The organism is Nocardia sp. NPDC055002, from assembly GCF_053608825.1.
Map to the genome: position 1 here is coordinate 348577 of NZ_JBSGWE010000006.1, position 11401 is coordinate 359977.

An 11401-nucleotide genomic window follows, 5' to 3' on the forward strand; every position below is an offset into this window, starting at 1 on the left:
GTCAGTGCTGGAGAGGATTTTGCCGAGGAGTGTGGCTTCGGCGGAGTTGCTGGTGTTCCCGGAAGATCTCACGGCGCATCCCGCCGAGGAGCACCTGATCGCCAAGTCCGTGGAGAAGCGTCGCCGGGATTTCATCGGCGCCCGGCACTGTGCTCGCCTCGCCCTCGAACAGCTCGGTGAGCAGCCTGTCGCGATCGGCAAGGGCGAACGCGGCATGCCGCTGTTCCCGCGCGGCATCGTCGGCAGCCTCACCCATTGCGACGGTTACCGTGCCGCCGCGATGGCGCACTCGCTGCGTTTCCGCTCGGTCGGTATCGACGCCGAACCGCACGACACCCTGCCCGAGGGAGTGCTCGATTCGGTCAGCCTGCCCGCCGAACGCGAGTGGCTGTCGGATACGCCCGGTGAGGGCCTGCACCTGGATCGGCTGCTGTTCTGTGCCAAAGAGGCCACCTACAAAGCCTGGTTCCCGCTCACGCTGCGCTGGCTCGGTTTCGAGGACGCGCACATCACCTTCGAGATCGACTCCCGCACAGACGATGCGGGATCGGGCACTTTTCACACGAAGCTGCTCGTGCCCGGCCGGACGAACGACGGCGGCGCCGCGCTCACCGAGTTCGACGGCAACTGGCTGATCGCCGACGGGCTGATCCTGACCGCGATCGCACACGGCTGATGGCCGCGCGAGTGTCGCGGGTGGGCGAGCTGGGCGGTCTCGTGATCGTCGACAAGGACAGCGGCCTCACCAGCCACGACGTGGTGGCGCGCAGCCGAAAGCTGTTGCAGACCAAGAAGGTCGGCCACGCGGGCACCCTCGACCCGATGGCCACCGGGGTGCTGGTGCTCGGGGTGGAGCGGGCCACGAAACTACTCGGCCAGCTGCTGCTCACCACCAAGGCCTACACCGCGACGATCCGCCTCGGTCAGGCCACGAACACCGACGACGCCGAAGGGGAGGTCACCGCGACCACACCCGCGCTGCACGTCACCGACGACGAGATCGCGGCCGGCGTCGCGGCCCTGACCGGTGACATCGAGCAGGTCCCCGCCACGGTGAGCGCCATCAAGGTCGACGGCGAACGGGCGTACGCGCGCGTGCGCGCCGGCGAGGAGGTGCGGCTGGCCGCCCGCCCGGTCACGGTGTCGCGCTTCGACATCCTGGCCCGACGCGATGTCGCCGACGGTGAATTCGTGGATCTCGACGTCGCGGTCGAATGCACCTCCGGTACCTATATTCGCGCCCTGGCCCGCGACCTCGGCACGGCCCTCGGTGTGGGCGGACACCTGACAGCCTTGCGCCGCACCAGGGTCGGTCCCTTCACGCTCGAACACGCCCGCACGCTCGAACAACTCGCGACCGCGGCCGAAGCCGAACAGCCCCTGCTCAGCCTCGATATCGACGCCGCGGTCCGCACCGCCTTCCCGCTCCGTGACATCGACGAATCGCAGGCCACCGACCTGCGGACCGGCCGCTGGCTCGAGCCTGTCGGCATCAAGGGCGTCTACGCCGCGATCGACCCACGGGGCCGGGCCATCGCACTCCTGGAGGAGAGCGGCAAACGCGCCGGCTCGGTGATGGTGGTGCGCCCGAGGGGAATCGGCGACTGACGAGCTCGTTGTCGTTCGATGCCCGCCTCGTGGCCGGGTGAGGCCGGCGCCCGCGCCGCCGAAACCGCCTGCGGGGCAGAGGTCAGCTGCTCACGGGCAATGCCTCGCGCCGGAATTCCGGTAGGCCGGATTCCTTCGTCAGGTGCTCGGCCAGCAGTGCCGCTTCCGCGGCGAGGCCGGGTGGGTTGGTGGCGATGAACATCGAATCCGCCGCCAGGTTGCCGAGGACGTGCCAGGTGCCGCCACGCAGCGCACGGGTGCGTGGTTCGGCGCGGAGACCACCGGTGGGCGCGACTTGCGCTGTGCCGCTGTCGAGCAGGTGTGTCATCAGCGTCTCGGTGTCCTGCGGGGTGACATGGGCGGGTGGGTTGACGGCGTTGATCACGATGTCGGCCGTCCAGGTGGATTCGCCGGTCAGCGTGAACCCGGTGTCGTCCGCCGCGATCGCGGTGAGTCCGGTGCGCAACCGCACCTGACCCGAATCCAGCAGGCGCAGCAGGATTTCCGCGTTGTGCGGGACCATCGGCGAGCTGAGGCTGCTGATCGTGCGGTAGTGATCGGTCCGCAACATCATCCGGTCGGCGTCGGTCAGGGCAGGCCACAGGATCGGGCCGATCGTGCGGATCGCCATCGTGAGCAGGCGTCGACCCAGCAGGCTGGAGTCGACATCGGCGAGCTGACGGCGCAGGCGAAGCACCGGGTCCTCGGAGCCGGTCGCCCGGATCTCGGCGGCGAACGCGTCGAAATCCTCACCCAGGTCGGCCAATTCGGCACGCAGGAGCGCGACCACCGCGGTGAACTCGACCGCCCCGCCCGCCGCGAGGTCCAGCGCGGCGGCCGGGGTGAGGTGGCGCGGCGACAGCGGTCGTGGACGTTGCTGGACGAACGGCAGGATCCCGCTGCGCGACAGCAGGGTGATCGGGCCTCGATGACCGTTCTCGGTCAACGCGGCCGTGAGGTCGACGGCGGTCAGGCCGCTACCGATCACGGCTACCCGAGCCTCGGGATCCACCTCGGTGAGCGTGCGCGCCAGCGGATACGGCTCGTCGAAATAGCCGGGGGCACCGGTCAGTCCGTACTGGTCGCGGGGACGGCCGCTGCCGACGCAGAGCACCACGCGATCCACCGGATACGTGACACCGACCTCGGTGCGCAGTACCACCGGCTGTTGCTGTGCGACGCCGGTGACCCGGTCGTTCACCACGTCGACCCGCCATCCGTCGTGGCGCAACCGGTCGATCGACGCCCGCGCCGACTGTTCCAGGTACTCGCCGTACATCGCGCGCGGCACGATCGGCTGTCCCAACCCGGGGTCGAGGAAGCGCACCGCGTCCGGTCGCTGGGCGAGCCAGTCCTGGAAATGCCCATGATCGCTCGCCCGCGCGGACATCAACGCGGGCGGGGCGTTCACTCGCACCGCGGGCACATCGCGCTGATAGGCCCGCCCACGCCACAGCGCCGCGGACCCCTCGAACACGGTGATCGTGCCCGGTGCCCCGTCGGTTCCCGCGAGCGCGTCGAGCAACCCGACCGCGGCCACTCCCGCACCGATGATCCCGATTCGCATATCGACTCCTGTCGTCGGAGGGCGTTGCCGCGCACTCTCATTCGATGGCGGGCACGACGTCGTGCCCGCTCGGTGATCAGCGTGGTCGCGCCGGAGTCGCTGCGAAATCCCGCGTTTGCGGGATGGTCGGCGAGCACTGAACGCGACGACAATGGGCACATGACCACCCCGGCTTCGCCTTCCCTGTCCGCTCTGCTCAGCGGGATCGCCGCGGCGCCGGATGCGCACGAGTTGTTCGAGCGGACGTCCACCCGATTGCGCCGATCCGTAGGGTTCGATGCCGCGGTGTGGGTAGCCACCGATCCGGTCAACGGGCTGACCACCGCGCCGGTGCGGGTGGAGAACCTGCACGAGGGCGGCTGCGGAACCTACTGGGAGTCAGAGATTTTCGCTGAGCACGTCAATCTGTTCCGCGATCTGGCGGTGGCACAGGTGCCGGTGGCCGGTTTGCGCGCGGTCACGGGCGACCGGCCGACGCTGAGCCCGCTGTATCGAAGTTTTCTGCGACCCCGCGGATTCAGCGACGAATTGCGGGCTGTGCTGCGCGTCGACGGCCAGGGCTGGGGACAGGTGAGCTTGTTCCGGGACCGTGGCAGGCAGGCTTTCGACGCCGCCGATGTCGCGGTGCTGCAAGCGTTGTCGGCCCCGATGGCACGGCGCTTGCGCGGCTTCGCGCGACCGGCGACCACGGGCTCGGACGGCGTCCACGCGCCCGGCCTGCTGCTGTTCGGCGCCGACGGTGCCCTGCTCTCGGTGAACGACGAAGCCCGTGAGCTGCTCGCGCAGATGCCGCCCGGCCCGTCCACGACCACCGACTCCGGCCTCGAATTACCGCTGCCCGTCTGGATTCTCAGCACGGCGGGGCGTGCGCGTCTCACCGGCGACAGCGCCCGCATCCGTATTCGCACGCTGACCGGCCGGTGGCTCGTCTGCCACGCCTCGTGTCTGCGTGATGTGAACGGCGACCCGACTACGACAGCACTGGTGATCGAACACGCGACGCCGTCGGAGGTGGCCGCGCTCGTGGCCGCGGCCTATGAACTGACCCGCCGCGAACTCGAAGTCACCGAACTCGTCGCGGCGGGACTGTCCACCGCCGCCATCGCCCGGCACCTGCTGGTATCGGCCCACACGGTGCGCGACCACGTGAAGTCCGTCTTCGACAAGACCGGCGTCACCAGTCGCGGTGAACTCGTCGCGGCCCTGTTCACCGAATACCGGCAACCGGCCGCCGAATTGATCACACTGCGCGTGCTCGACGGCCAGGCGAGCTGAGAGTCGCTCACTCGTTGTGCGCCGCACCCACTCCCAGGAATCCGTAGAGTGGCGTGACCGGCCGGTAGTGGCCGCGGAAGAGGGATTCGTGAGATGAGTGCAGAGTCGGTCGACACGTTCACGCTGTGGGATCGCGACGGTGACGGGCTGGTGTCGGTGGATGACATCGCCGACGGAATCCGTTCGGCGGGAATCGACGTCGACCGGGCAGCCATCGAGCGGATGGTCGCCGCCGCGGATACCAACGGCGATTTCCTCGTCTCCCGTGCCGAATTCGATGCCGCCGTCGTCGCGGGGCGCATCGAGGTCACCGACGCCGACGCGGCGTTCCGGGTCTTCGACATCAACGGCGACGGCCGGATCTCGGTCACCGAGCTCGAATCGCTGATTCGCCACGTCGGCGCGGGCCACATCGACGAACCGGCCGCCGACCTGCTCGCGGCCGCCGACCAGGACGGCGACGGATACCTCTCGCTCGCCGAATTCCGCGTGCTCCTGGATTTCCTGTCGCGCTGACAGTGCCGGATCATTCGGCGGCTTCGGCTGTCAGTGACACTGGACGTGTCGCTAACGTCCTGTCCGATACCGGCGATAGCGAGGAGGAATAGCTTTCGCGGCGGAGGGGCAGACCATGACTGCGATCGGGAAGACCTGGATCGGCGTTCTCGCCGGCGTGACGGTGTTGCTCACGGCGTGTGGGAGTGGTGATCCGCAGGTGCCGGGATCGACCTCGGCGCGCTCGACGACCACGGTCACCGCGTCGATACCGATCGCCACTCCCAGTGCTGCTCCCGCCGTGATCCCCGGCGGGCCCGCGCCTACGGACAGAGAGGGCGGCCCATCGAAGTCTGTGGGCGCGCCCACCGCTCCGGCGATGACCGCCACGCCGCCCGCAGCCGCGACCGGCACTGTCGTCCTGCGCACCGTGACTCTGTCCGGCGTCCCTGTTCCCGGTGTGCCGGTGCATCTTTCGCTGCAGCAGCCGTGTGATCCGGCGAACAACGACATCCCCCTCGGTGAGACGGCCGAAACAGTGCGCCGCGACGGTGTCACCGACGAACAGGGCCGGGCGGCGTTCACCACCGAGATCGGTTGCTATTACTTCGGGATGACCGCGCCGTCGGGAACGAACCCGGTCCCCGAAGGCATGCACACGCTGTTCCTGGTCGCCCCGGGCGGCACGGCCACCGGCGAACTGCGCTTCCAGGACACCGCGCCCGAACCCGCCTCCGCCTGCGCCGAATCCACCATCGAAGCCGAACTCGGCGTCGATCCGGGACCCGCCGCGACCATCCCCGACTGCGACGGACAGTGGGGTGTCATCCGCTGGGATACCCCCGGCGACAACCAGCGCCTCATCACCCGCGCGTCGGGAACCTGGACCACCTATGTCCGGTTCCCGCACGACACGTGCTGGACCGCCGCCACGGCCGACGGCGTACCGGCCCGCCTCCGCACCTATTTCAACTGCTGATCCGGCGCGCCCCGACAGCTCAGGCGGTGAGCCAGATCGCTTCGGCGGCAAGGGTTCCCAGCTCGGTGGGATTCTCGGACGAGGCGATGCGGACGGCGATGGTGCCGGCGAAATCGCGGCGTTCGGCGACTTCGATGGTGGTGTCGAGAGCGATGCCGACGGAGTCGAAATAGCGCAGCATCGCGGGGTCGGAGTCGGAGATGCGGGCCACCCGGCCGGATTCGCCCGCGGCGAAGTCGCTGAGCTGACGGGCGGGGGGAGTGGGGACGGCACCGTCGGTGGAGGGGATGGGGTCGCCGTGCGGGTCGCGGTCGGGGTGGCCGAGTTTCGCGTCGATGCGCGACATCAGCAGGTCGGAGACGGCGTGTTCGAGTACCTCGGCCTCGTCGTGCACTTCGTCCCAGCCGTAGCCGAGTTCGTTCACCAGGAAGGTCTCGATCAGCCGATGACGGCGCACCATCGCGACCGCGGCGCGACGGCCGTGTTCGGTCAGGGTGATCGCGCCGTAGCGGGCGTGTTCGACCAGGCCCTGATCGGTGAGCTTGCGTACCGCCTCCGACACCGTCGAGGCCGACACGCCGATCCGCTCGGCCAGTAACTTGGTCGACACCTTCTCCTGTGACCACTCCTGGGCGGTCCAGATGACCTTCAGATAATCCTGTGCCACCGCCGACAGTTCGGGGGCGATCGTGGGGCTGAGTTCGGCCTGCTCGGCGGGTTGCGTCAGCGCGCTGCGGGTCGCGACATCTCGTTTAGCTGGCACATCACCAATGTTAGGCATCCCTGGCCCGAATGACACATCGGCGAACCGGCACGCCGCGCACCGGCGATCCGCCGCACACCGGAATTCTGTTCGGGCACCGCTTTGCGTAGGCTTCGCTCTGTGCAGAGATGGCGAAGTCTCGACGACGTGCCCGCGGACTGGGGGCGTTGCGTTCTCACGATCGGCGTGTTCGACGGGGTACATCGGGGGCACGCGCAGCTGATCAGCCGCGCGGTCGCCGCGGCGGGTAAGCGTGGCGTGCGCTCGGTTCTGATGACCTTCGATCCGCATCCGATGGAAGTGGTGCGACCCGGTTCGCATCCCGCACAGCTGACCACGCTGACCCGCCGCGCGGAACTCGCCGAGGAGCTCGGGATCGACGTGTTCTGCGTGATGCCGTTCACCCAGGAATTCATGAAGCTCACCCCGTCCGAATACGTGCACGACCTGCTGGTCGAACGTCTGCACGTCACCGAGGTCGTGGTCGGCGACAATTTCACCTTCGGTAAGAAGGCCGCGGGCACCGTCGACACGATGCGCGAACTCGGCGAGCGGTTCGGCTTCGAGGTCGACGGGGTGACCCTGCTCGGCGAACACGCTGTCACTTTCTCCTCCACCTACATCCGGGCCTGTGTCGACGCGGGCGACATGGCCGCGGCCGCCGAGGCGCTGGGGCGCCCACATCGCGTCGAGGGCGTCGTCGTGCACGGCGACGGGCGCGGGCGCGGGCTGGGTTTCCCGACCGCCAATGTCGCCCCGCCGATGCACGCCGCGATCCCGGCCGACGGGGTGTACGCGGGGTGGTTCACCGTGCTCGGGGCAGGCCCGGCCATCGGTAACGCCGCACCCGGCGAGCGCGCGATGGCCGCGATCTCGGTCGGCACCAACCCCACGTTCTCGGGCCGCTCACGGACCGTCGAAGCGTTCGTCCTCGACGGCGAGGCCGATCTCTACGGCCAGCACGTCGGTGTCGATTTCGTCGAACAACTACGCGGAATGCGCAAGTTCGACTCCATCGACGATCTGGTCGAGGCCATGGGGCGCGACGTCGAGACCGCGCGCAAGATTCTCACCGCCGCCGACGCCTGAGCCCGAATTACCCCGGCCGTTACGTGTCAAGTAGAGTGGCTCCTCGGGTTTGCTGCGGTCCGCGGTGGCGCCCATCCCGGGTAACCGGACCTTCGAGCGCGGAACTGAAAAATAGGAGTCGAGCCACATGGCGCTGACCACTGAGCAGAAGTCGGCAATTCTCGCCGAATACGGCCTGCACCCCACCGACACCGGCTCGCCGGAGGCGCAGATCGCGCTGCTGTCGAAGCGGATCTCGGACCTGACCGAGCACCTGAAGCAGCACAAGCACGATCACCACACCCGTCACGGCCTGCTGGCCCTGATCGGTCGTCGTCGCCGCCTGTCGAAGTACCTGCAGGCCAACGACATCAACCGCTACCGTTCGCTCATCGAGCGTCTGGGTCTGCGTCGCTGATCTGAATCAGACACGCCTCCTCGTCGAGGCGGTCGACACCTGGCCAACGAGAAGAAGTACACTTCTTCTCGTTGGCTATTCGTGTATTCGGGGACCATCGGGTTCCCGGCTGCATTACAACATGTGACAGCCGTGTGCATCCGTCCGCGTGGCGTCGGTCTTCGGTAGTGGCCTTTCGGCAGGCGTTGTTCTCGCCGCCGTCGGGCTTCGATCGATGATCGCCTCCGCGTTGCCCCTTTTGTGGAATGTTCCAGCCAAGGGGATACGGCCGGGTGCTGCGCGTGGCAGCCAGGAGGGTTTCCACGTGTCCGTGTCCGGTACGGCTGACGACAGCTGGGTTCGCGCCCACCAGGGGAAATGTACGCCTGGAAACGGCAGCGCGACCAGCGAGACGAGAGGTCGAGAGAAGAAAATATGACGCAGACAACTGAACGCCCTTCGACTGCGGTCGAGGTCGAGCCCGGAGTTTTCGAATCGGTCGCGCTGATCGACAACGGCAGCTTCGGCACCCGCACCATCCGCTTCGAGACCGGCCGTCTGGCCAAGCAGGCCGCGGGTTCCGTCGCCGCCTACCTGGACGACGAGACCATGCTGCTGTCGGCGACCACCGCCGGCAAGTACCCCAAGGACCAGTTCGACTTCTTCCCGCTGACGGTCGATGTCGAAGAGCGCATGTACGCCGCGGGTCGCATCCCCGGCTCGTTCTTCCGTCGCGAGGGCCGCCCCTCCACCGACGCGATCCTGACCTGCCGCCTGATCGACCGGCCGCTGCGCCCGACCTTCATCGACGGTCTGCGCAACGAGATCCAGGTCGTCGTCACGGTCCTGAGCCTGAACCCGGCCGACCTCTACGACGTGGTGGCCATCAACGCCGCCTCGGCGTCGACTCAGCTCTCGGGCATTCCGTTCTCCGGCCCGATCGGTGGCGTCCGCGTCGCCCTCATCGGTGGCCAGTGGGTCGCGTTCCCGACGGTCGAGCAGCTCGAAGGCGCCGTGTTCGACATGGTCGTCGCGGGCCGCGTCACCGACACCGGCGACGTCGCCATCATGATGGTCGAGGCCGAGGCCACCGACAAGGTCATCGCGCTGATCGAAGACGGTGCGCAGGCCCCGACCGAGGCTGTGGTGGCCGAGGGTCTGGAAGCCGCCAAGCCGTTCATCGCGCGCCTGGTCCGCGCCCAGGCCGACCTGGCCGCGCTGGCTGCCAAGCCGACCCAGGAGTTCCCGCTCTTCCCGCCGTACGGTCCCGACGTGTTCGAGGCTGTCGAAGGCACCTCGAAGGTCGAGCTGAACCAGGCGCTGAGCATCGCCGACAAGCAGGCCCGCGAAGCCAAGATCGACGAGATCAAGGCCGAGGTGCTCTCCCGTCTGGGTGAGGACTTCACCGGTCGCGAGAAGGAACTGGGTGCCGCGTTCCGCTCGGTCACCAAGAAGCTGGTGCGTCAGCGCATCCTCACCGACGGTTTCCGCATCGACGGCCGTGGCCTGGCGGACATCCGTCAGCTGTCGGCCGAGGTCGACGTGATCCCGCGCGCCCACGGTTCGGCGATCTTCGAGCGTGGCGAGACCCAGATCATGGGTGTCACCACACTGGACATGGTGAAGATGGCGCAGCAGGTCGACTCGCTCGGCCCGGAGACCTCCAAGCGCTACATGCACCACTACAACTTCCCGCCGTTCTCCACCGGCGAGACCGGTCGCGTCGGTTCGCCGAAGCGTCGCGAGATCGGCCACGGCGCGCTCGCCGAGCGTGCGCTGATGCCGGTGCTGCCCTCGCAGGAGGAGTTCCCCTACGCCATCCGTCAGGTGTCCGAGGCTCTGTCCTCGAACGGCTCGACCTCGATGGGTTCGGTCTGTGCCTCGACGCTGTCGCTGCTCAACGCCGGTGTGCCGTTGAAGGCGCCGGTCGCGGGTATCGCCATGGGCCTGGTCTCCGACACCATCACCAACGACAAGGGTGAGGACGAGGTCCGCTACGTCGCGCTCACCGACATCCTCGGCGCCGAGGATGCCTTCGGCGACATGGATTTCAAGGTCGCGGGCACCCGTGACTTCGTCACCGCCCTGCAGCTCGACACCAAGCTCGACGGTATCCCCTCGCAGGTGCTGGCCGGTGCGCTGAACCAGGCGCACGACGCCCGCACCACGATCCTGGACGTGATGGCCGAGGCCATCACCGACCCCGACGAGATGAGCCCCTACGCCCCGCGCGTGACGGCCATCAAGATCCCGGTCGACAAGATCGGCGAGGTCATCGGGCCCAAGGGCAAGATGATCAACCAGATCACCGAGGAAACCGGCGCCAACATCTCCATCGAAGATGACGGCACCGTGTTCGTCGGTGCGACGGATGGGCCGTCGGCCCAGGCCGCGATCGACATGATCAACGCCATCGCCAACCCGCAGCTGCCCAAGGTCGGCGAACGCTTCCTGGGCACGGTCGTCAAGACCACCGCCTTCGGCGCGTTCGTGTCGCTCCTGCCGGGCCGCGACGGCCTGGTGCACATCTCCAAGCTGGGCAACGGCAAGCGCGTCGCCAAGGTCGAAGACGTGGTCAACGTCGGCGACAAGCTGCGCGTGGAGATCGCCGATATCGACAACCGCGGCAAGATCTCGCTCGTCCCGGTCGAGGACGAGGCCGCTGCCGCTGAGCCGGCCGCCGTCGAGGAGAACACCGACGCCGAGTAGTCGTCGCTGCTGCTGACTGCCGAAACCCCCGCCGTTGTACGGCGGGGGTTTTGTCGTTTCCGGCCTCGGACAAGTTCGTGACCTGGATCACGAAGATGCAACGGTGATGCAACGTTGCGTCGCCTAGTGTGGCTGGACACAGTAAGAATCTGTGCCGACAGCCGTGCTGCCGCCCACTCGGAGCGCAGTGCCGACCGCTGTCGGCTCGGCGTACGCGGTCGGATCGCTGGACCGTTTCTCAGCGCCGGAAAGTGTGTCGCCCCGCCGTGATTTTGACTGAATCTGGTCCGGTTTATTACTGAAACGAATACGCTTCTCCTCGTGTTCGGACGCGTGTTTCAGGTGTCGGGGTTGACGATGGAGGTCGGGAGATAACCGAGTCATTGCTGGTTGCGTGGCGGCGAGCCGGATTGCCGCGATCGTGTCATAGCCGATCGCACTGAATCCGGTGTGCGCGGGCGGATTTCGGGCAGGGTGCCCGAGGTTGGCCGCCCCCGCGCCGATCCACCCCACCCCGGTTCGAGCCGGGGAGTTCCGAGA

The 11401-nt window shown here is 67.9% G+C and carries 10 protein-coding genes; 8 read left to right on the plus strand and 2 right to left on the minus strand.

What is annotated here, in order from left to right; genetic code table 11:
* Positions 1 to 4 precede the first annotated feature (4 nt).
* Positions 5 to 676: a 4'-phosphopantetheinyl transferase Npt gene (npt, locus tag ACWF99_RS25290; RefSeq protein WP_378626529.1), complete on the plus strand. Its 672-nt coding sequence runs from the start codon at positions 5 to 7 to the stop codon at positions 674 to 676.
* Positions 676 to 1608, plus strand: coding sequence for a tRNA pseudouridine(55) synthase TruB (truB, locus tag ACWF99_RS25295; RefSeq protein ID WP_452537567.1), 933 nt, complete (start codon positions 676 to 678; stop codon positions 1606 to 1608). Before npt ends, truB begins: the two co-directional genes overlap by 1 nt.
* An 82-nt stretch (positions 1609 to 1690) precedes the next feature.
* On the opposite strand, the gene ACWF99_RS25300 is transcribed toward truB, so the two are convergent.
* Complete coding sequence (locus ACWF99_RS25300) at positions 1691 to 3175, minus strand: FAD/NAD(P)-binding protein (RefSeq protein WP_452537568.1); 1485 nt, start codon at positions 3173 to 3175, stop codon at positions 1691 to 1693.
* A 159-nt stretch (positions 3176 to 3334) separates the two neighbouring features.
* Here ACWF99_RS25300 and ACWF99_RS25305 point away from each other — a divergent pair, with 159 nt between their 5' ends.
* From ACWF99_RS25305 to ACWF99_RS25315, 3 genes are all read left to right on the plus strand, one after another.
* Positions 3335 to 4450: a LuxR C-terminal-related transcriptional regulator gene (locus ACWF99_RS25305; RefSeq protein ID WP_452537569.1), complete on the plus strand. Its 1116-nt coding sequence runs from the start codon at positions 3335 to 3337 to the stop codon at positions 4448 to 4450.
* 93 nt (positions 4451 to 4543) lie between these two features.
* Positions 4544 to 4966, plus strand: coding sequence for an EF-hand domain-containing protein (locus tag ACWF99_RS25310; RefSeq protein WP_378626535.1), 423 nt, complete (start codon positions 4544 to 4546; stop codon positions 4964 to 4966).
* A 115-nt stretch (positions 4967 to 5081) separates the two neighbouring features.
* A complete protein-coding gene (locus ACWF99_RS25315; RefSeq protein ID WP_452537570.1) occupies positions 5082 to 5924 on the plus strand; it encodes a hypothetical protein in 843 nt (280 codons plus the stop codon).
* 19 nt (positions 5925 to 5943) lie between these two features.
* Here the strand turns inward: ACWF99_RS25315 and ACWF99_RS25320 are convergent, their stop codons facing one another.
* Positions 5944 to 6705 carry a metal-dependent transcriptional regulator gene (locus tag ACWF99_RS25320; RefSeq protein WP_378626537.1) on the minus strand — a complete coding sequence of 254 codons (762 nt, stop codon included), beginning with the start codon at positions 6703 to 6705 and terminating at the stop codon, positions 5944 to 5946.
* Between the two features lie 102 nt (positions 6706 to 6807).
* On the opposite strand from ACWF99_RS25320, the gene ACWF99_RS25325 reads away from it, so the two are divergent.
* The 3 genes from ACWF99_RS25325 to ACWF99_RS25335 all read left to right on the plus strand — a co-directional run bounded on the left by ACWF99_RS25325 (position 6808) and on the right by ACWF99_RS25335 (position 10861).
* Positions 6808 to 7776, plus strand: coding sequence for a bifunctional riboflavin kinase/FAD synthetase (locus tag ACWF99_RS25325; protein ID WP_378655333.1), 969 nt, complete (start codon positions 6808 to 6810; stop codon positions 7774 to 7776).
* A gap of 127 nt (positions 7777 to 7903) precedes the next feature.
* A complete protein-coding gene (gene rpsO, locus ACWF99_RS25330) occupies positions 7904 to 8173 on the plus strand; it encodes a 30S ribosomal protein S15 (protein WP_056811493.1) in 270 nt (89 codons plus the stop codon).
* Positions 8174 to 8587: 414 nt separating this feature from the next.
* Entirely contained in the window at positions 8588 to 10861 is a 2274-nt protein-coding gene (locus tag ACWF99_RS25335; RefSeq protein ID WP_378626541.1) for a polyribonucleotide nucleotidyltransferase, read from the plus strand.
* Positions 10862 to 11401: the final 540 nt, after the last annotated feature.

What these genes read in the sequence shown, in the direction of transcription:
- ACWF99_RS25305 (WP_452537569.1), top strand. Translation starts at nt 3,335, where the DNA reads ATGACCACCCCGGCTTCGCCTTCCCTGTCCGCTCTGCTCAGCGGGATC.
- ACWF99_RS25335 (WP_378626541.1), top strand. Translation starts at nt 8,588, where the DNA reads ATGACGCAGACAACTGAACGCCCTTCGACTGCGGTCGAGGTCGAGCCC.
- ACWF99_RS25315 (WP_452537570.1), top strand. Translation starts at nt 5,082, where the DNA reads ATGACTGCGATCGGGAAGACCTGGATCGGCGTTCTCGCCGGCGTGACG.
- truB (WP_452537567.1), top strand. Translation starts at nt 676, where the DNA reads ATGGCCGCGCGAGTGTCGCGGGTGGGCGAGCTGGGCGGTCTCGTGATC.
- ACWF99_RS25310 (WP_378626535.1), top strand. Translation starts at nt 4,544, where the DNA reads ATGAGTGCAGAGTCGGTCGACACGTTCACGCTGTGGGATCGCGACGGT.
- ACWF99_RS25300 (WP_452537568.1), bottom strand. Translation starts at nt 3,175, where the DNA reads ATGCGAATCGGGATCATCGGTGCGGGAGTGGCCGCGGTCGGGTTGCTC.
- ACWF99_RS25320 (WP_378626537.1), bottom strand. Translation starts at nt 6,705, where the DNA reads ATGCCTAACATTGGTGATGTGCCAGCTAAACGAGATGTCGCGACCCGC.
- rpsO (WP_056811493.1), top strand. Translation starts at nt 7,904, where the DNA reads ATGGCGCTGACCACTGAGCAGAAGTCGGCAATTCTCGCCGAATACGGC.